Origin of the sequence: Halovivax ruber XH-70 (assembly GCF_000328525.1) — an archaeon.
GTDB lineage: Archaea > Halobacteriota > Halobacteria > Halobacteriales > Natrialbaceae > Halovivax > Halovivax ruber.
Map to the genome: position 1 here is coordinate 1,681,127 of NC_019964.1, position 18,747 is coordinate 1,699,873.

The 18,747-nt window shown below is 63.8% G+C and carries 20 protein-coding genes; 7 read left to right on the top strand and 13 right to left on the bottom strand.

Features of this window, described 5'->3' with window-relative positions; genetic code table 11:
* The first annotated feature begins 138 nt into the window (after positions 1 to 138).
* The gene (locus tag HALRU_RS07895) at positions 139 to 1,761 is read left to right on the top strand and encodes an alkaline phosphatase family protein (protein WP_015300873.1); all 1,623 of its coding nucleotides are present in this window, start codon (positions 139 to 141) and stop codon (positions 1,759 to 1,761) included.
* Positions 1,762 to 1,765: 4 nt separating this feature from the next.
* Entirely contained in the window at positions 1,766 to 2,770 is a 1,005-nt protein-coding gene (locus HALRU_RS07900; RefSeq protein ID WP_015300874.1) for a lipid II:glycine glycyltransferase FemX, read from the top strand.
* Positions 2,771 to 2,831: 61 nt separating this feature from the next.
* On the opposite strand, the gene HALRU_RS07905 is transcribed toward HALRU_RS07900, so the two are convergent.
* The 11 genes from HALRU_RS07905 to HALRU_RS07955 all read right to left on the bottom strand — a co-directional run bounded on the left by HALRU_RS07905 (position 2,832) and on the right by HALRU_RS07955 (position 12,983).
* Positions 2,832 to 3,038 carry a DUF7563 family protein gene (locus HALRU_RS07905; RefSeq protein WP_015300875.1) on the bottom strand — a complete coding sequence of 69 codons (207 nt, stop codon included), beginning with the start codon at positions 3,036 to 3,038 and terminating at the stop codon, positions 2,832 to 2,834.
* Between the two features lie 297 nt (positions 3,039 to 3,335).
* Positions 3,336 to 5,150: a glutamine--fructose-6-phosphate transaminase (isomerizing) gene (glmS, locus tag HALRU_RS07910; protein ID WP_015300877.1), complete on the bottom strand. Its 1,815-nt coding sequence runs from the start codon at positions 5,148 to 5,150 to the stop codon at positions 3,336 to 3,338.
* Between the two features lie 697 nt (positions 5,151 to 5,847).
* Positions 5,848 to 6,273: a CBS domain-containing protein gene (locus HALRU_RS07915; protein WP_015300878.1), complete on the bottom strand. Its 426-nt coding sequence runs from the start codon at positions 6,271 to 6,273 to the stop codon at positions 5,848 to 5,850.
* A 111-nt stretch (positions 6,274 to 6,384) separates the two neighbouring features.
* Positions 6,385 to 6,930 (bottom strand): DoxX family protein, encoded by a 546-nt coding sequence (locus HALRU_RS07920; protein WP_015300879.1) that lies wholly within the window; start codon positions 6,928 to 6,930, stop codon positions 6,385 to 6,387.
* A gap of 137 nt (positions 6,931 to 7,067) precedes the next feature.
* Positions 7,068 to 7,844 carry a formate/nitrite transporter family protein gene (locus HALRU_RS07925; protein WP_148680474.1) on the bottom strand — a complete coding sequence of 259 codons (777 nt, stop codon included), beginning with the start codon at positions 7,842 to 7,844 and terminating at the stop codon, positions 7,068 to 7,070.
* 259 nt (positions 7,845 to 8,103) lie between these two features.
* Positions 8,104 to 9,126 carry an AI-2E family transporter gene (locus HALRU_RS07930; RefSeq protein ID WP_015300881.1) on the bottom strand — a complete coding sequence of 341 codons (1,023 nt, stop codon included), beginning with the start codon at positions 9,124 to 9,126 and terminating at the stop codon, positions 8,104 to 8,106.
* A 174-nt stretch (positions 9,127 to 9,300) separates the two neighbouring features.
* Complete coding sequence (locus HALRU_RS07935; RefSeq protein ID WP_015300882.1) at positions 9,301 to 9,918, bottom strand: GAP family protein; 618 nt, start codon at positions 9,916 to 9,918, stop codon at positions 9,301 to 9,303.
* An 86-nt stretch (positions 9,919 to 10,004) separates the two neighbouring features.
* Positions 10,005 to 10,688 (bottom strand): hypothetical protein, encoded by a 684-nt coding sequence (locus HALRU_RS07940; RefSeq protein WP_015300883.1) that lies wholly within the window; start codon positions 10,686 to 10,688, stop codon positions 10,005 to 10,007.
* 302 nt (positions 10,689 to 10,990) lie between these two features.
* On the bottom strand, positions 10,991 to 11,884 hold the full coding sequence (locus HALRU_RS07945) for a DUF6159 family protein (RefSeq protein WP_015300884.1): 894 nt from the start codon (positions 11,882 to 11,884) through the stop codon (positions 10,991 to 10,993).
* Between the two features lie 328 nt (positions 11,885 to 12,212).
* Positions 12,213 to 12,440: a DUF7860 family protein gene (locus HALRU_RS07950; RefSeq protein ID WP_015300885.1), complete on the bottom strand. Its 228-nt coding sequence runs from the start codon at positions 12,438 to 12,440 to the stop codon at positions 12,213 to 12,215.
* Between the two features lie 177 nt (positions 12,441 to 12,617).
* Entirely contained in the window at positions 12,618 to 12,983 is a 366-nt protein-coding gene (locus HALRU_RS07955) for a group I truncated hemoglobin (RefSeq protein WP_015300886.1), read from the bottom strand.
* A gap of 76 nt (positions 12,984 to 13,059) precedes the next feature.
* On the opposite strand from HALRU_RS07955, the gene HALRU_RS15670 reads away from it, so the two are divergent.
* On the top strand, positions 13,060 to 13,233 hold the full coding sequence (locus HALRU_RS15670) for an HVO_A0114 family putative DNA-binding protein (protein WP_171814985.1): 174 nt from the start codon (positions 13,060 to 13,062) through the stop codon (positions 13,231 to 13,233).
* 133 nt (positions 13,234 to 13,366) lie between these two features.
* Positions 13,367 to 13,693 carry a UPF0175 family protein gene (locus HALRU_RS07960; protein ID WP_015300888.1) on the top strand — a complete coding sequence of 109 codons (327 nt, stop codon included), beginning with the start codon at positions 13,367 to 13,369 and terminating at the stop codon, positions 13,691 to 13,693.
* Between the two features lie 170 nt (positions 13,694 to 13,863).
* Here the strand turns inward: HALRU_RS07960 and HALRU_RS07965 are convergent, their stop codons facing one another.
* On the bottom strand, positions 13,864 to 14,688 hold the full coding sequence (locus tag HALRU_RS07965; protein WP_245547730.1) for a hypothetical protein: 825 nt from the start codon (positions 14,686 to 14,688) through the stop codon (positions 13,864 to 13,866).
* Between the two features lie 87 nt (positions 14,689 to 14,775).
* Positions 14,776 to 16,029 (bottom strand): eCIS core domain-containing protein, encoded by a 1,254-nt coding sequence (locus HALRU_RS07970; protein ID WP_015300890.1) that lies wholly within the window; start codon positions 16,027 to 16,029, stop codon positions 14,776 to 14,778.
* 354 nt (positions 16,030 to 16,383) lie between these two features.
* On the opposite strand from HALRU_RS07970, the gene HALRU_RS07975 reads away from it, so the two are divergent.
* From HALRU_RS07975 to HALRU_RS07985, 3 genes are all read left to right on the top strand, one after another.
* Positions 16,384 to 16,686: a hypothetical protein gene (locus HALRU_RS07975; RefSeq protein WP_015300891.1), complete on the top strand. Its 303-nt coding sequence runs from the start codon at positions 16,384 to 16,386 to the stop codon at positions 16,684 to 16,686.
* Positions 16,687 to 16,751: 65 nt separating this feature from the next.
* Positions 16,752 to 17,726, top strand: coding sequence for an SDR family NAD(P)-dependent oxidoreductase (locus HALRU_RS07980; RefSeq protein WP_015300892.1), 975 nt, complete (start codon positions 16,752 to 16,754; stop codon positions 17,724 to 17,726).
* Positions 17,727 to 17,816: 90 nt separating this feature from the next.
* Positions 17,817 to 18,593, top strand: coding sequence for a hypothetical protein (locus HALRU_RS07985; protein WP_015300893.1), 777 nt, complete (start codon positions 17,817 to 17,819; stop codon positions 18,591 to 18,593).
* Positions 18,594 to 18,747 lie beyond the last annotated feature (154 nt).

Consider the following 18,747-nt stretch of genomic DNA (forward strand, 5'->3'; position numbering starts at 1 on the left):
TGCTACGGCGCTCGTCGGCCCCGTACGATCGGCGTACAGACCGAGCGGAATCGGTCGAGACCGCTGGTTGCCGTTGCAACGCGACCGTACGCGGTGAAGCGACGCGATAACAAAGCGACCCAGCGGGAACGGGCCTGCATGGACGGATCCGCGTCACCGTCGGGACCCGACCTGTTACTCGTCGGGCTCGACGCCGGCTGTCAGTCGGTGCTCGACGATCAGTTCGAGGCCGGTACTGCACCGACGATCGAACGACTGTTCTCGTCGGGAACGGTCGGCCCGCTCGAGTCCCAGATTCCGCCGTGGACGGCGAGTGCGTGGCCGTCACTGTACACGGGGACCAATCCGGGAAAACACGGCGTCTTCGATTTCCTCACGTTCGACGGTTACGACTGGGACGTCGTCAACGCGACGCACGTCCGGTCGCGGCCGATCTGGGAGTTGCTGGACGAACACGGCTACACGAGCGTGGTCGTCAACGTCCCGGTCACCCATCCGGCCCGGGAATTCGACGGGGCACTCGTCCCGGGGCTCACCGCGCCGGAAGTCCCGGCGTGTCACCCGGACGGGATCCTGAACGAAGTCGAAGACGCCATCGGCCCGTATCGGATCTACCCGCAGAGCTGGCAGGACGTCGACGACCAACTTGCCGCCTACGAGCGGACCATCCGCCAGCGAGGCCGTGCCTTCCGGTATCTCCTCGATCGATTCGCCCCGGAGTTCGCCTTCGTGCAGTTCCAGCTGACGGACTCCGTCTTTCACGAACGGCCAGGAGACGAGGAGGCCGTCGAGACGGTGTACGCGGCCGTCGATCGCGAACTCGAGCGAACGCTCGAAACGGTCGATCCGGGTGCAGTGATGCTCGTCAGCGACCACGGGATCGGCCCGGTCCGCGACGTGGAGGTCCGAGTGAACGAAGTCCTCTCCGAGCACGATCTCCTCGAACGAAAACAGGGCGGCGAGGGTATGCCCACGTGGTCCCGTGCGTTCGAGAACGACTTCGTCGAGGGTGCGGACGCGAGCGAGCACAGCCCCGGCGCGCTCGAACGGGCCATCGAGCTCGCGGCGAGGGTGGGTATCACCACTCAGCGCGTCGCGGGCGTCCTCGACCGGGTCGGGCTCGCCGAACCGATCGGCCATCACGTCCCGAACGACGTCATCAGGGCCGGGAGCGAGCAGGTCGATTTCCCGGCCTCGGCGGCCTACGTTCGATCGAAGAGCGAACTCGGTGTCAGACTCAACGTCGAGGGACGTGAGCCGAACGGACAGCTCCCCGCGGCGGAGTACGAACGCGTCCGGTCACAGGTCGTGGACCTGCTGGCCGCACTCGAGACGCCGGCGGGCGAGCCCGCGTTCGAACGCGTAGGGCCCCGCGAGGCGTTCTTCGAGGGCCCACATGTCGCGAACGGACCGGATATCGTGACGGTCCCGCGCGACTTCGACACCGCTCTCGTCGCCAGGCTCGCCGGCGAGACGTTCGGTGACCCGATCGAGCCGTGGAATCACAAACGAACGGGGGTGATCGCGGCGACGGGACCCACCGTCGCCGACGCCCCGCTCACCGACGCACACCTCTTCGACGTCGCGCCCACGATCTGTACGTACTTCGGCGTCCCGATCGACGAGGCGATGGACGGGCGCACGCTCCCGATCGTCGGGCCAGGAGAGGTCGATTCCTATCCAGCCTACGATCCCGGGCCAACGACGTCGACGAACGATAGCGCCGTCGAAGATCGCCTCTCCGACCTCGGCTACCTCTAACACCATGAGTGTCGACATCAGATCGTTCGACCTCGAAACCGAGCCCGAGGAGTGGAATCGCCTCGTCGATCGCGCCCATCGATCGAACCCGTTCTACCGGGCCGAAGCACTGGCACTGCAGGCGACCGAGACGGAGACGACTGTCCACGCCCTGGCCGGGTTCAAGGGCGAGGAGCCCGTCGGGCTCTTCCCCGCGTTCGAACTGACGAAGGGGCCGTTCGCGGCGGTGTTCTCGCCGGCGCCACAGTCCTGGTCGTGCTACCTGGGCCCGGTCGTTCACTCGATGAGTCACCTGAAGCAACGCAAGGCAGACAGACGCCTGCGATCGTTCGTCGACGGCTGTCTCGAGTGGCTCGAAGACGCTTGCTCACCGGTCTACTGGAAGGTGACGACGGCAGGCATCGACGATCTGCGGCCGTTCACCTGGAACGGCTTCGACGTCTCGCTCCAGTACACCTACGTCGTCGATCTCGAGGACTCACCCGAAGCCGTCAGAGATCGATTCAGTTCGGACGCGCGTCGCAACGTCCAGTCTGTCCCCGACGGCGTCTCCGTCACCGTCGAGGGACCGGACGCGATCGACTCGATCGTCGAACAGGTCGCGACGCGGTACGAGAAACAGGGGCGCCCGTTCCACCTCGAGCCATCCTACGTGCGCGCACTGTACGACGCGCTCCCGGCGGGCGCGATCAGACCCTACGTCTGCCGGGTCGACGGCGAGTTCTGTGGCGGCATCCTCGTCCTCGAATCGGACGACACGCGCTTCCGGTGGCAGGGTGGCGTGAAACTCGAAGACGTCGACGTGCCGGTCAACGATTTGCTCGATTGGCGAATCATCGCCGACGGGATCGACTCGGCGGCGACCAGATACGACCTCGTCGGCGCCGGTGTCCCGGCCATCAACCGCTACAAGGCGAAGTTCAACCCGCGTCTCGAGACCCACCACACGATCACGTCGGGCACGTTCGGTATCGACCACCTCGTCGAACGCTACGAGCAGGCCGTGTAACCGACCTGCTACGTGTCTGGACGTGCCTGACGTCGTCCGACGGACCTGACGCCGCCCCGCGTCAGCGGTGTGCCTTGGGGATGAAGTCGGACGTCTTCATCTCGCGGTAGGTCGAACACTCGGGACAGGCGTGGACGACGTCTCGATTGTCACCGAACACCCGGGCGAACTGCCGGGTGACGCGATTGCCACAGGACACGCAGTTCGGTGCGGCCGTCGACCGTTCTTCCTCGAGCGGGGTCCACTTCGTTTCGGATTTGGGAGCCATCGATCACGGATACCGACAGAACCGTCATTGGTATGGAGGGCGTACCGTATCAGGAACGACGAGCGTTCGTCACTGTGTGTCACGATAGGCCACGGCGAGAATTCGACCGTCTTCTTGCGATTATGCTCGTATTTACAGGTGGTAGCAAGGAATTTATCGCCAGATATGAGCGGATACTGGGCCCTCATTTCTCTCGAAGCGCTCCAGCCCGTGGACGGTGACTGCCCGGTCATCAACGACGGATGCTCAGACCCCGCGACAACTACCCCACCCGAAAACGGCGGCTCACCGATCGCCTCACTCGACGGTGACGCTCTTGGCCAGATTTCGAGGCTTGTCGATCTCTCGATCGAGTAAGTTCGCAGCGTGATACGACACCAGCTGGAGCTGGACGGTCGCGAGCAGGCCCGAAAGCATGGGGTGGACGTCCGGAATCGAGAGGTGGGCGTCGGCGATGGAGAGGGCGTCGTGGCCGTCCGGACAAACGGCGACGATCGGCGCGCCGCGGGTAGCCGCCTCCTCGGCGTTCTTGAGCGTCTTCTCGTCCTCCGTGCCGGTGAAGATCGCCACGACGGGCGTCTCCGGCGTCACGAGGGCGAGCGGGCCGTGCTTGAGTTCGCCCGCGGCGAAGCCCTCCGCGTGTTCGTACGTGATCTCCTTGAACTTGAGCGCACCTTCGAGCGCGACTGGGTAGCCCAGGCCTCGCCCGATGAAGAAGAACGCCCGCTCACCGCGATATCGCCGGGCGACCGACTCCGCCGCGGAGCCGTCCAGGAGCTCCTCCACGAGCGACGGGAGTCGGTCGACGTCCGCACAGATGTCGCCGATGGGAAGCGTCGAGGTTCCCGTCGACGCCGTCGCGATACGGTCGGCCAGCAGCGTGAGGACGATCGCCTGCGAGGAGAACGTCTTCGTCGCCGCGACCCCGATCTCGGGGCCCGCCCTGATGAACAGTTGCTCGTCGGCCTCACGGGCGGCGCTCGATCCGATCACGTTCGTGACGGCGAGCGTCGTCGCCCCGGCCCGGGACGCCGCCCGGAGCGCGCCGAGCGTATCGGCCGTCTCGCCGCTCTGGGTGACGGCCACGACGAGCGTTCGATCGTCGATGGGCGGAGCCGAGACACCGAACTCGTTGGCAAGGATGGCGTCGGCGTCGACCCCGGCCCGACGCAGCACGATCGCCCCGTACAGCGCAGCGTGATACGACGTCCCGCACGCCGCGAGGACGACCCGGTCGATGTCGGCGAAGGTCTCCGGCTCACAGGCGTCGAACGAGACCGAGCCGCGTCGCGGATCGTATCGGCCCTCTATCGTCTGGGCGATCGACGTCGGCTGCTCCGTGATCTCCTTTAGCATGTAGTGGTCGAACTCGCCCTTGCCCGTCTCCTCGGCGTCCCAGTCGACCGTCTCCCGACGGCGGCGAACCGGCGCTCCGTTCGCGTCCGTAATCGAGATTCCGTCCGGTTCGAGGACGACCACGTCGCCGTCCTCGATGTAGATCAGATCGTCGGTGTACTCGAGGAACGCTGGAACGTCGCTCGCGAGGTAATAGTCGTCGCCGTCGATCCCGACGACCAGCGGGGACCCGTCCCGGGCGGCGTACAGACAGTCGTCCCCGTCGCACATGGCCGCGATCGCGTAGCTACCGGCGAGTTCTTCTATCGCGTTCCGGAAGGCCGTCTCGCCGTCGTGCCCCCGGTCTATGTAGTACTGAATCAGGTGGGGCACGACTTCGGTGTCGGTGTCACTCGTAAATTCGTGTCCGGCCTCCTGTAGTCGCTCTTTCAACGCGCCGTAGTTCTCGATGATGCCGTTGTGGACGACGGCGACGTCGGCGGTCGAATCCGTGTGCGGGTGGGCGTTCTCGTCCGTCGGTGGCCCGTGTGTACTCCAGCGCGTGTGACCGATGCCGAGAGAACCGCCCAGGTGCGTTCCCTCGAGCGATTCGACCAGCTCATCGACGGTCCCGGATCGCTTCGCGATTTCGATACCCGCCCCGTTCTGGACGGCGATCCCCGCGGAGTCGTAGCCACGATACTCGAGATTCTCGAGGCCGGTGAGCAGGGGTTCGATCGCCTCACCGTCGCCAACGTGGCCGATGATCCCGCACATTATCGGCCACCCCGCACGACGGGTTGACCGGTACTCGGTCGGGTGGTAGCGGCCAGTGTCGGCTCCGACGGCCAAACGAGCAGTGATCGGTCGCTCATAACCCCAGCCAACTTCCCGGCAGGCATTACTATTGAGCGACTACGTCATTCGGTAGCCTCCGGGTACTGGCGCCGTCGTGGCGGTTCTACACGGGTCGGTTCCGCCTCGACGACGCAGAAGGGAATCGCTCTTCACGATGAGGACTCACGCCCTCGCAGGATTTTCGCTCGCTCGACAGCGATTTGCCTCTCGTTATTCCGTGGGGTACTCGATTGGACCGCGCCCGCCACCCCAGATAGCGGTTCACGCACGACCACCGGCTGTGGTTCCCTGAGGACCAACAATAGGAGGGTCGTCTCACAGAACAGAGCCACCAGCAGCCCCAGCCATCGTTCGCCTAGTCCCACCCTACGAGCCACTGGGCGAGTACGGTTCGCAACGGGCGGAACTGGCCGAACGACCGAGCAGCTGGCCGCGTCGTACGTCGTCAAGTCAGCTCGGTCGTCGAAAACACGAGTGGCGTGACCGGTTCCACGGTCCCGTTCGTTGGTCACACACACACACACACACACACACACACACGATCAGGAATCGATCACGTGTAGTGGCCCGGTCACGTGATCGATCGCATCGTCTGGAGGGTGTTCGCCCGCTCGATTCAGTCGTAGGCCGGACGCTGGGCCTGAATGATCGACGAGAGCTGGGCCTGTTCGTCGGCGAGCAGTTCCGTGAAATCGTCCGCGGTGATGATACCCGAGAGCTGGCCGTCGCCGTCGGTGACCGGCAGCCGTCTGACCCCTTCCTCGGCCATCCGTTCGGCCGCCGTGTAGAACCCGTCCGATTCGGACACCGTCGTGAGCTCCTCCGACATCACGTCCTCGGCCGTCGTCTCGTCCGGGTTCGACCCGTTTCCGAGGACGCGCGTCGCCAGATCGCGATCCGTGACGATCCCGACCGGCTCGTCGCCGTCCGTGATGACGACGCTCCCGACGTGTTCGTCGTCCATCATACTGGCGAGTTCGGCGACCGATTCGTCTGTGTCAGCGGTGACGACCCTGCTTCTGGCGAGGTTTTCGACTGGCATGGGCGTGGAAGGCTGCCCACGAGCACGGGCATAAATCCCGTGGCGGGCCGGCCAGCGACGACCGCCCGGCCCACCACGGTACCGTCACACTCAGCTATCGAACGCCGTCGATTACCCGAGTATGTATCGGAGCGCCGGATACCGTTCAATCAGCGGCTGTCCACCGACGTCGTAGGATTCGATGTAGGCGTCGAGGCCGAGGATGCGACCGGCGCCGAAGGCGGCGACCGAGAGGAAGACGAGCATGTACGCGAAGTCGCCGTTGATGTACCCATGGTCGACCGACCAGTTCCCGAGGTAGAACATGAGCATCATGAACGCGCCCCAGAACGCCGCGAGGCGGGTGAAGGCGCCGAACAGGAGGCCGAGTCCGATGAGGACCTCGCCCCAGGGGACGGCGACGTTGACGAACTCGACGAACCAGCCAACCTCGGCCATCGAGGTGAACAGGTCTGCGGCCGGCCCAGCCTGGCGACTGCCGAGGTACCCGCCGGCGCTAAAGTCCCCCGCGAGCACCTTTTCGATCCCGCTCTGGAAGAACGCCAGCCCCATCATCAGCCTGAGCGCGAGGATGAACCAGACCGACAGTGTGTGAAGTTGCCCGGTTGCGGTGAATCCGCCGATCGTACTCTCTAGATTTACTTCTTTGGTTGCCATACGGTACACAACCACATTCATCCCATATAGTAGTGACTGTCAGTTCATCTAGTGAGTTTCGGGGAGATCACACCTGCTGAAACCCGATCTGGCCACTGTACAGCGACGTGACGGGCCGATGCAGCCTTGCGAAACCACTACCCGCCGCCGCGAACGACGTGACCGTACTTGATCGACGCGACGAAGATCCCGCCACCGAGTGCGTTCCCAATCGTCGCAAGCACCAGAAAGACCACGTAGTCGCCGATCGTGATCGCGTCAGTCATGACGAGCCCGAAGAGCACTTCGACGTTGCCGGCGATCGAGTGAGGAAGGTGCAAGAGTCCGATCGTCGCCGCGACGATCCAGATGAGCAGCAGTCGACTCGTCGTGTCCTGAGCGGCGGTGAGCAGCCAGGCGAGCAATCCCATCAACCAGCCAGCGAAGATCCCGGCGACGAGCAGCCAGCGTGGGTCGTGCGTGATGAGCTTCGACGCGATTTCGACGAACGAAGCCGGATCGACGACGCCGAGTCCCGGCATCAGCACGACGGCCAGGATCGTGAACGTGGCGCCACCGAGTACGTTCCCCACGTAGACCAGTCCCCAGAGGCGCGCGAGTTGTGTCACCGTCGCCTCGCCGTCTAAGACCGGAACCACCGCGAGCGTAGTGTGTTCGGTGAACAGCTCCGAGCGGCCGATGATGACGAAGATAAACCCGACGGCGTAGGCACTCGCGACGAGAAGCTCGGTAGTGAGATCACCGAACCCACCGGTCGAGAGCGTCAGGATGACGGCCATCAGGAGCGGCCCGAATCCGATGTCGAGCCCCGCCGAGAACCCCGACAGCAAGAGGCCGCCGCGTTCGCGATTGAGTTCGTGGACGCCACTCTCCATGACGGAGTCGAGGACGTCTCGGGTCGGGCGCTGGTCCACTGTGGCCTGCCTCGACGACCCATCACTCGAGGAGGCCTCACCATCGGTGGCGTGGCCAGATTCACGATCGGACACGACTCTGTCTCAGTCGGGTCTCGACGCCCGCACGCAAAAGGACTGGTGGTCACGACGGATCGAGCCGGCCAGCTCCGGAGCCGGCAGGTTCGCACGTGCCTCTCGAAAGGACCGGCTGCGATCGAATTCGATCGTCCGGATCGCCTCGCCGTCGTTCGGGTTGCGTCGACATCATCCGGCCCGACTATCCGGGATGCCCCTCGACACTCCGCAGTCGCACCCAGTGTTCGGTGATAACATGCAAGGTTGCTTTCAACCCGCCGAGGACGATCGGCCCGTAGAACAGGCCCATCACGCCGAAGGCGTAGGCACCACCCAGGATACCGAGCAAGATGACGGCCGGATTGAGTTCCGCGTAGCGGTCGACTGCGAACGGCCGCAGATAGTCGTCGGTGACGCCGACCACGACGACGCAGTAGACGAACAGGGCACCGGCCAGTACCGGTTGCTCCAGTATCACGAGATAGAGCACGGCACCACCCCAGATGGGGATCGTTCCGACGAGGGGCACCATCGCGAAGACGACCATCACGATGGTCCAGAACGCGGTATTCGGGATTCCCACGAGGAGAAAGCCGAGGCCGGCGACGAGCCCCTGGACGACACCGACGAAGACGTGTCCGAAGAGCACCGCCCACAACAAGTCGGTAAATTCACTGTAGAGGTCCCGCTGGATGTCCTCGGGCAACGGCATCGTCCGATAGAGCCACGCGACCAGCGCCTCCGCATCTTTCAGCAGGTAGTACACGAGAAAGAGCGCGAGGACGATGCCGATCGCAAACGTCGTGAGCGAACTGAACGCAGCCGTCGATTGTTCGAGAACGGTCCGTCCGAGATCCTGCCCGGAGCCGACCAGCTGGCCGTCGATCGTCACGTCGTACCCCGTGAGTTCCCAAATCCTGGTTTCGATCACGTCGATCTGGAGGGTCTCGGCGTCGACGTTCGCGAGGATGTACTGCGCCTCGTCGAGGATCGCCGAAAGGACGAGGATGAACGGGACCACGACGGCGACGACGGCGAGGCTCACGAGCGTCAGTGCGGCCACCATCGGAGAGACGCGCCGTTCGAGCCGTCGCTGTAGCGGGTACAGGGCGAACGCGAGCAAGACGGCGCCCAGGACGTACTGGAGAAACGGCAAGACGAGTTGCACCGAGAGCGCGATGAACACCGCCGCGATCGCGAGGAGGGTCCCCCTGGCCAGTCGCATCCGGAATCAGGGCTCCGTGGACCCCGGTGGGCTGCGGAGCGATCCCGACGCGGCGTTGTCGACCGCGTTCATCGATCGATCTATCGTCATTGGTTGACAGTTTGGCGAGCGAGTAAATGAGTGTGTCGTGTTCGCACGAGGCGAGAGACGATCGGTCGCGATTTCTCCCGGGGCTCACGGCGTCGCGTTCGAGAGCGTCATGGCCACGAAAAAGAGCAGAACGAACTCGGAGACCAGCCACGAGTTGTCGTTCATCCAGGTGCGAATCTTCGGGAGGGCCTGTTCAGCACGCGCACCGCCCGCAATCAGCGCCAGCGACGGAAGTGCAAGGATCAGGAGTGTCGCACCCACGAACGGAGCCAGGTGCCAGAGCGGTGCGTCGCGCCCGGAGAGGTACGAACCGACCGCGATCGAGGTGAGGAGATCAGTCGGGAAGAAGCCCATCAGGAGAAAGCCGAGTCGGAACGCGGCGCGCGGCGACGCCGATTCGATCGATCCCATCCACCGCGGCGACTCGGCCGTCTCGCGCGTCCGGTACGTGTGAATCATCGCGAGGACGAGCGCCCCGAGGACGACACCGGTTCGTGCCATCGACGGTCGTCCCCGGCCGACGACGCCGACGTCAAGCACGTACGCGATCCCCACGACGAGCGAAATCGAGATGGCAGCGCCGGCGAGAAAGGCCGCCGAGTTCGTCCGCCAGCGCTGGCTCGTCGCGAGGAAGATGGCGCTCAAAATCTGCGGCCCGGAGACCATCACCACGACCAGCGGGAGTACCTCGAGGAACTGCACGATGGCACTTCGATCCGAGCGATCAATCCCGTACGCCCTGTGCGGGCAAGCCGCCCATATGGCTCGACGCGGCGTCGCGCTCGGCCCTACCCGCGGAACGGCCTGACCAGTCGGCGGGCGGCGGGGCCGACGATGGAACGAACGAACGCACCCGCACCCACCTTCGATTCGTCGAGCGCGTATCGGGTGGCGTCATCCGCGGCCGACTCCTCTAGCGGGTAAATCGTGCCGTCGTCGCCAACGACGTCGATAACCTCGCGGACGCGAGACTCGGTGAGGTCACACGCAGCGGCGAGTTCGGGGACCGTCTTCGGCCCCGATTCGAGTTCGGTACTGACGAGGTGGGCGTGACTCATGACGAGCATCGCTTCGCTCGAAGTCATGTCGTCCGCTGGCTGCGTGCCATCCCGTCGTCGGTCCTCGACGAAATCGCGACGAGCGTCCAGCAGGAACCAGACACCCACCCCAGCGGTGAGTGCCGGAAACCACAGGAGGCCGTCAGACGCCGGAACGACGTACTCGTAGGCGAACCAGACGAGGCTTATACCCGTGATGAAGAGCCCGATCCCGACACCGGCCCATCGGCCGTCGATCCCGGGTGCTTCGCGGACGACAGCCATCGCCTCGGTGATGACGAACGCGGTCGCGATACCGAGGACCAGGCTCGCGTTTTGTGAGATGCCGTAGACGATCGCGACTGCCGCGACGTACCCGAGAACGTGGCGTATCGTCAGCCGGTCGCGGGCGGTGCGAACGAGGGCGGAAATCACGGCTCAACTGTCGTGTTGACTGGCAATTATTCTTTCTATTGACAGACAGATCAGCGGGAATTGCAATGCCGAGACCAGACGGAACGAGCGTACCCCAACCGCCGAAGTGGACAGTGATTGGCGGTGCGTGAATAGAAAACACGGTTCGACCTGGCACCGAATCCAGGCGACCTCACCACCATACCGACACAGTGGACGCAACGAGCGCCAGCAATGGTCGACGTGGGGAGCGTGTCAGTCGAACGTCGCGCGGAACCGACCCGAGTCCGGTGAGACTCAACCGACGCTCCGAAGCCGATGGCTCAGATTCGGCCGCGTCCGGAACTACCCATCGCGCCGGTGAGTCCGCTCGAACTCGCCGTCGAGTCGTCGCCGCCGAGTCCGCCGAAGTCCATGTCCTCGAAGTACTCCGGGGCGGTGTCTTCCGTCGCGTAGAGGTACAGCGCGGTCTTCGCGATGCCCGAGAGCGTCTTCCCGATCAGGAAGGCGAGCAGGATCGCCGTCCCGCCGACGACCACGGTCGCGACGAGTCCGGCCGTCCCGAGGCCACCGAGGACGAGGTACGTGGCGCCGCCGAGCAGGCCCCCACCGAGCACCAGCACGAACGAGACGACGTCGATCGCCCCCATCGCGCCGATCGACTCGCCCCAGGTCTCTTTGAAGGTGCGCGCACTCTCCGTGAACATTTCGCGGACGGACGGGTCACGGAAGACGATCACGGGCACGATGAAGTACGTCATGAGACTCCAGGCGACGGCGAAGACGGCGGCCGCAATCTGGGCGACCAGGTTGTCCTCTCCCTCGATTCCCTTGATTATCACACCGACGGTCGCGGCGACGACCGACCACGCGAAGAGGGGCCACTTGTGCTGCCAGGCCGTCGCGAGCGCGCCGCGGATGGATGGCTCGTCACCCTGGAAGGCGGTCCGTGTCGCGGCGATCAGCGCCGCCGTGAAGAACGACGCGACGAACGTCTCGGCGAGGTAGGCGACGAACAGCGCCGCGTAGAGGGCAGGCCCCGGTTCTTGGAAGATCGGTCCCGTGGCGAAGAGGCTCCCGAAGAGTGTCAGGAAGAACGCGAGTCCCGACAGCGCACCAAGGAGCGGGAACGTGAGGAGCTTCGGGTGTGCTCGGAGCACTCGAAGGCTCCGACGGGCCATCCCGAATCCGATCTTGAGTCGAGTGAATATTCCCATATGCAGAGATATTAGCTCAGTGGCATTTAGCTTCTTTGTTTACTAGCAGTCGAGGACCGCCGTAGCAGCCCTTGGAGACTCATCACGGGTGCCGATGCGTGGCCCGTGGCGTACTCGGCACGTGCGGCAAGGGGGAGCGGATAGGAAGGCAATCCAGGGCAGTTACCCTGGCAGACCGACGGGATGCATCGAGTAGCTGTGGGCAGAATCGACGTGGCGGCCTCGTCCAACGACCGGAAGGGGTCCCGACTCTCGACTGGGTCGGGAGGGTGGCTGCAGTGCGAGGAGGGACGACACTCCGGAGGAATTGATCGACGTGGGTGTTCGGTCACTCCGTCAGCGGCAGTGCGATCCCAAAGAGCAGCGGTGAAACGAGCCCGACGAGGATCCCGACGCCTTCAGAGGCCGTGAACAGGGTATGCTCCCAGGCCGGAAGCGAACCGACGAACGCGTTTCCCAGTATCTCACCGCCAGCGCCGAACGCGAGCAGAGACAGACCCAGCAGGAACCCGCCCTTTGCCCACCGCTCGTACTCGATATCGCCGTATCGTGGCATGCACGTCACTGCTCACAGCAGGCCTATCGATGTTTCGATCCGACTGATTGTACGGGTACCCAGTAGTCAGTGAACGGGCTCGGTCACGCAGAGCGTGGGCGAGGTCGATTCGGAGTGTCGGCTCGACGACGACTCGGCGGTGAGCCGATTCGAAAACAGTCGACGCTGAAAGGTTGGTTATTCCTCGACGATCTCGGGTTTCAACGCGTTCACCTGGTCGAAGATGGTGTCTGCGTGGGCGTCGTCGACACCGTTCTCGACGAGCGCTTCGTGGAGGTACGTAGCCACACGATCGAACGCCTCGTCGGTGATTCCCATCCCTGCGTGGGCCGTGCGCATGTCGGCCCCATCGTACGAAACGGGACCACCGGCGACACTGCTGACGAACTGGACCTGATGGGCGTACAGGGCACCGCGGTCCGACTCTTCGAAGTAGGGTTCGAGGAGCGGGTCGTCGAACACACGGTCGTAGAAGTCAGAGACGACCGCCTCGACGGCCTCTCGTCCGCCAATTCGACGATAGACTGATTCGGATGTTGCCATCAACTAACCGTTCGTATCCGAGTATAAAATGAAATCGATAAAACACGTTCGGGGAAAGAATTTTGGTCACCGAATTTTGGATCACGGATCGGTCGACCGGAACGTCAGCGCAGTGAGTCGCAATCTCGACGTCCTGTTCGAAGCGGATCTGATCGAGTACGAACGCGACGGCCGATCGAAGCGCCCGCAGCTCGCCCACCAGACCGTCCTGATCGAACCGCTGGTGTTCGACGGCGAGGTGCAAGGATAGTTCTCTAATAGTGGCCATTGGTAGAACCGTTCACAGGACGCGGGTTCGGCCGCACAGTACTCGAGCGAGGGGGACGAGCACCTCGCCCACCCCACTTCATATATTGTATGAAGCGCTAGTGGATAGCGAAGCGATGTCCCGAACCACTGCCACGATCCCCGACGACCTCACCGACCTCATGGAGGGAGCCATCAGTGCCGGGGTCTTCGAGAACAAGAGCGACGCGATTCGACACGTGCTCCGGGAGTACTTCCAGGAGAATCAGGAGACTCGAATCGCCTCTGCAGTGTCGTTATACGACGATGGGGACGTGACCCTCAGGATGGCCGCACGACTCGCGGGCGTGAATCGATTCGAAATGCGCGACCTGCTGCTCGATGAGAACGTGGAGCTTCGGATCGGACCGGCGGACATGGCCGCCGCGCGGGAGGAAATCGACACCGCGCGAAACCTCGAGTGATAGAGCCACCAGCGCCGGGATCGGGGCTCCGTCGGGTACGTCCTAGGCACGGATCTCGGTTTTGGCCAGCCACTAACCGCCGTTCTCGCCGCCTGCTATCACGTGCAAAGCGGTACGCTTCCAAATCACGATAGTCCTGCAGCATCGGTTCAATTGCAAAATTGCCGTCCTCACAGGAAGCCAGCGTTCTGGTCCCACGGGCTGTCGTGCTCGCTGGCCAGGAAATGGCGGTCGTACATCGGCATCAATTGCTGTTTGATCATCGCGTCGTGCGTGCCGAGTCCCGGCGTCTGGAACACTTTCGGTGGATGCAGCCCCATGTCGAGGAATCGATCCCGAATCTGGTTGCCGAGGTGTGAAGCGAGTAGTTGTGCAAACGAGTCGAATGCGTCCGGATCGATCGCCAGCATCTCGATCCGAGCGTCGGGCTCTCGATCCAGTGGCTGGTCGGCCCACCGTTCCTCCCGCGATCGTCCGTCGCTATAGAGATAGTGAACGTCGGAGACGGCTTCGATCTCGTACGCTGGCAGTGAGTCTCGGGGATCGGGACCGTCGCCGAGTATCTCGCCGAGCGTCTGCCGCGGCGACTCGACGTACTCGCAGAACTGTTCGAGTAGTGGTGGTTCGGCCTCGGTTGGATCCGGTGTGACCCAGATATCCTGGCGATAGACGTAGAGCTCCGACGGATCGACGTCCTCGAACGGCAGGTGGTCGTAGGACCCGTTCTGGTAGCGGAGCAGTTCGGCTTCCAGATCGCCAAAGAAGTGCTCGACCTCGACAGCCGTCATATCGAGAATTGCCATGATCGCCGCGACGATCCGGTCAGGATTGGCGAAGGGCGTCACCGTATCGTAACCGCGCTCGCGGTAAACGTGCCACTCGGAGAGGCGACGGGCCTGGTTTCCGTGCTCAGTTTCCTCATTGGTTCGTTTGGAGGGATCATCCGCGTAGCCATCTTGTTCGTGGGCGTATATCACGCCACTATCTTTGTGCATCTCAATTTGATGCACAACTCCTTTGCTGTCTGTAACCTCCGTTCCGATATCGTCCGAATCTTCTCCGATTATATTCACTTCCATATTCTAGAATTTGGTATTCTCGCCAGGAGTCCAGGTGTGCACAGCCTCTTCCATCAGTTCCTCCCGAAGTTCGATCGCGCGTTCGACGATGTCGCCGTCGATGGTTCCCCAGTTCTCCTTTACCACCTTGTACCCCATCGAACCGAACGCACCGAAGACCGAGTCGAGCCGTTTGAGAATACCGAACGCGGTCTTCTCCGCGAGGTTCCCGACGAGCCCGTGTTCGACGCCCACGTCGAGCTTTTCGCGTTGTTTCTCAGTCAGTGCTACCTGCTCCAGTTCGGAAGCCAGTTCGTCTTCGATCTCCTGCTTTCGCTGGTGCAGTTCCGACTTGGACGGCAAATCCTTCGCCAGAATTGCCTTGGCCGTCCGGTGGTGGAAGTGCCCCTCGGTTACGTCTTTGGGGCCCTCGATTCGGCCATCGCTCGTCAACTCGGCGTCCGTCGCAGCCACTTCGTTCTCGATCAACTTCTGTAACGCGCGATCGTTTTGTCGCTCCTCCACCTCGTTCGTCTGCGCATTGAAGCGTTCGATCGCACTCCGGACGTGCTCGATTCGGTCCGCGTTCTGCTCGCGCTGGAAGGCCCCAATCTCGCTCCCCTCGTTTTCGAGTTCGAACACCGCCAGCGCGCTGAACATCTGGTCTTTGGGGACGCGCTGGACGTGGACCTCCGTCTGTCCCAGCCGCTGTATACCTAGTTCACCGCCCTCCATGACCCGCTGAGCGGTTGCCTCGGCCTCGCGTTCGAGCTGTGGGTCGGGATCGATCTCCAGCTCGACGCCCTCCTGGGGCATCATCGAGAGGGCACCGTCGGTTTGCTGGCGAACGTGGGCTAATTCGTGGGCGAGCAGGTGTTGGCCTTCGGAGCTTTCCGGATCGTACTCACCCGAATTGAACGCGATGTGGTTGCCGACGGTAAAGGCCCGTGCGCTGATGTCCTTGCAGGCGTTCGCCGCCTTCGGGCCGGTGTGAATCCGCACGTCGCCGAACGAATCACCCAGGAGGTCTTCGACGGCACGCTGGGTCGATGCATCGAGAGATCGCCCCGACGAAGAGATGACCTCGCGGACGCTCTCGGGAACACCAGCGTCACCCCCGGCCCCTGCTTCCTCGTGGACGTCCCAGTTGCGCTTTAACGACGCCAGATTACGCCGGTTGTTGTCGTCGGGGATCTCGTCGGGCCTGTTCTCGAACCGCGCACGGACTTCCTCAGCGCGGGCTATCGCCGCCGAGCCGAGCGTCGCCGGTTCGTCCATCGCCGGCTGGGGAGCGCCTGGGACAGAAACACCAGCGAGCAGTGGCGACTGCCGCCGCTCGTTTGCTGTCCGCTCGGCGCGATCCGACGACCGGTCTTTTTTCGACGAGCGCTTCGACCGCCGCCGTCGTCGCTTGTGCTTACCCATCGAGGCCCTCCACGGGACTGAGGGGCTGGGGTTGTCGTTGACGCCGTACGCACATTGAGTATAATTTTAATTGTCGATATAATAATTCTTTCCATCACTAGTGTGCTGTATCGAGCGGTTCGACGACGGAGTCGCCCGTTTCCGACGAGCACCCACATCCGCCGAAAATCGATCAGGTTTACAGCACTGTCTGTCCACCACCCAAACATGACGCAGTCCCCGGACACCTCTTCACCGGCGCCGTCGGTGACCCGCGCCACGCTCCAGAGTTACCTGATCGCTCTCGTCGGCGTCATCTTCGTCGTGGGGAACGCGGGAGCGGCCTTCGAGGACGGCTACCTCTCGTCCAGTACCGCCGGTATCGTCCTCGGCCTGCTCGCGACCGGGGCCGCCGTCGTCACCGCGCTCCAGCCCGAGCGAATTCATCGGGGCGAAGAGCCCGCGCCGACCCACCAGTACGTCCTGGCCGCCATCGCGACGGCCGCGACGATCGCCGTACTCCTCTCGTAACTTCTCGCGCGAAATCACCCAATCGCTCCCGAAGACGTAACTCCCATCCAGCACAACGGCCCCTCATGTCCGACGCCGACGCAACTGGGAACCCACCGACGGTCCTGATCACGGGGGCGACGGCTGGCATCGGCGCCAACGCCGCGAAACGCCTCGCCGCTCGCGGCTGGGACGTCCTCGTCAACGGCCGCAATCGCGAGCGCGGCGAAGCCCTCGTAGACGAGATTCGAGTTGCGGGAAACCAGGCCACCTTTTTCCGCGCCGACTTCGCCGATCCCGAAGGCGTCCACACACTGGCCGACGCAGTCCGTGACCACACCGACACGCTCGACACACTCGTGCTCAACGCGGCGCTCAGCAGTTCGGAGTGTGCCGAGGGCTGGGACGGCGTCGAACTCACCTTCGCGGTCAACCAGCTCGCCCCCTACCTCCTCGCACACGAACTGCTCGATCGCGTCCAGGCTGCGCCAGCCGGCCGGATCGTCATCACTTCCTCGGCGATCCACACCCGGGGAGAGCTCCCGATCGACCCCTCCGCGTCGACCGGCGAATCGGAGCCCACTGAATCGTCGACCACCGAAAAGTCCCCCACCGAGACGGCGACCGCCGACTCGACGCCAGCGCTCGACACGGCCCAACTCGCCTGCACCGACGACTACGATGCCTTCGGTGCGTACGCTCGCTCCAAACTCGCGAATCTCTGTTTCGCGGCCGAACTCGACGAGCGCCTCCCCGACGTGCCCGTCACCGCCTTCCACCCCGGGTTCGTCCCCGGAAGCGGCCTCTACCGCGACGTCGGCCTCCCGCTTCGGGCGTTCATCCGGCTCACGGACCTGCTCCCGTTCGTCGGCACCAGCGTCGCGGATGGCGCGGACCCGATCGTCCACCTGGTCGACGACGAAATCGACGTCGACGCCGGGATCTACTACGATAACACCGAGCCGAAAGACCCGGATCCGCGGGTCCACGACCGCACGCACCGACGCGCCCTCTGGAACACCTGCGCAGACCTCACCGAAATCGACCCAGACTGGACGTGACGGCCACTAGCGCGTCACATCGATCCCGCCGACCGCATCCCCGGCGACGCATCAGTACGTTCATACCGTCGGCGCGAGCGGACTCTCCGTATGACCGACCGGTTCGCTCTCGATATCGAGACGGTGAGTCCGACACTCGGCGCCTACGAAAAGCCGCCCGATTTCCGCGATTCGTCGTACTTCGAGTTGCTCGCCATCTGTCTCGCGTTCGAACCCGCCGATGGCGATCGGGAAGAGACGGTCCTCTTTCGCGATGGGACCGATCCAACCTCCGAACTCACCCTCGTCGAGCGAACCTGTGACTGGATCGAAGCCCGGGCAGACGACGCCACCAACCCTGCACCCTGCCTGACCTACGGCGGCGAAGGATTCGACCTGCCACACCTCCGCGGACGCGTCGCGGCCGCCAACGAGACCATCGACGACCGGACCGCCGAGTACGCTGCGACGGCCGATCGACTCGGCCGACTCTTCGACACGCTCCTCACCCACGTCGATTTGCAGCCGGCCGTCTGGGACGCCTTTGGCGAGTACACCACTCTCGAAGAGGCCTGCGAGTGCGTCGACATCGAGATCGAGGGGACCGACTGGGCGGCCTTCGAACACGGGATCGATCTCGACGCAGATCGACCGACGGCCATTCATGGCGTCGAACACCTCACCAATCGAGACGTGCCGGTCCTGGGCGAACGCTACCTGGAACTGGCCGCCGTCGGCGCGACGGAGACGGTCACCTGTCGCGCCCTCCGAGCGGCACTCGACGAATACGGTCGCGAAGACATCACCCACCTGTTCGACCTGGCCGACGCCCGGCCGTACGGTGATGACGGCGAGACTACCGCGCGAGAGCACCCGAATTCGCAGTGACGGGGCCGGCGACTGTGTTGACCGACAGCAGCGGATATGCGGCGTCCCCCGAACCTGAATTGGACCGTGACGAATCACCGGCGACGACTGAACCGTGGTGTCCGCCACCGCAGGACGGGAAACGCTGCCGTCCAACAATCGTGATCGGTGGGTA

Coding starts and splice junctions, on each gene's coding strand:
- HALRU_RS07895 (WP_015300873.1), top strand. CDS start 139: ATGGACGGATCCGCGTCACCGTCGGGACCCGACCTGTTACTCGTCGGG.
- HALRU_RS07900 (WP_015300874.1), top strand. CDS start 1,766: ATGAGTGTCGACATCAGATCGTTCGACCTCGAAACCGAGCCCGAGGAG.
- HALRU_RS07905 (WP_015300875.1), bottom strand. CDS start 3,038: ATGGCTCCCAAATCCGAAACGAAGTGGACCCCGCTCGAGGAAGAACGG.
- glmS (WP_015300877.1), bottom strand. CDS start 5,150: ATGTGCGGGATCATCGGCCACGTTGGCGACGGTGAGGCGATCGAACCC.
- HALRU_RS07915 (WP_015300878.1), bottom strand. CDS start 6,273: ATGCCAGTCGAAAACCTCGCCAGAAGCAGGGTCGTCACCGCTGACACA.
- HALRU_RS07920 (WP_015300879.1), bottom strand. CDS start 6,930: ATGGCAACCAAAGAAGTAAATCTAGAGAGTACGATCGGCGGATTCACC.
- HALRU_RS07930 (WP_015300881.1), bottom strand. CDS start 9,126: ATGCGACTGGCCAGGGGGACCCTCCTCGCGATCGCGGCGGTGTTCATC.
- HALRU_RS07945 (WP_015300884.1), bottom strand. CDS start 11,884: ATGGGAATATTCACTCGACTCAAGATCGGATTCGGGATGGCCCGTCGG.
- HALRU_RS07950 (WP_015300885.1), bottom strand. CDS start 12,440: ATGCCACGATACGGCGATATCGAGTACGAGCGGTGGGCAAAGGGCGGG.
- HALRU_RS07955 (WP_015300886.1), bottom strand. CDS start 12,983: ATGGCAACATCCGAATCAGTCTATCGTCGAATTGGCGGACGAGAGGCC.
- HALRU_RS07960 (WP_015300888.1), top strand. CDS start 13,367: ATGTCCCGAACCACTGCCACGATCCCCGACGACCTCACCGACCTCATG.
- HALRU_RS07965 (WP_245547730.1), bottom strand. CDS start 14,688: ATGCACAAAGATAGTGGCGTGATATACGCCCACGAACAAGATGGCTAC.
- HALRU_RS07970 (WP_015300890.1), bottom strand. CDS start 16,029: ATGGACGAACCGGCGACGCTCGGCTCGGCGGCGATAGCCCGCGCTGAG.
- HALRU_RS07975 (WP_015300891.1), top strand. CDS start 16,384: ATGACGCAGTCCCCGGACACCTCTTCACCGGCGCCGTCGGTGACCCGC.
- HALRU_RS07980 (WP_015300892.1), top strand. CDS start 16,752: ATGTCCGACGCCGACGCAACTGGGAACCCACCGACGGTCCTGATCACG.
- HALRU_RS07985 (WP_015300893.1), top strand. CDS start 17,817: ATGACCGACCGGTTCGCTCTCGATATCGAGACGGTGAGTCCGACACTC.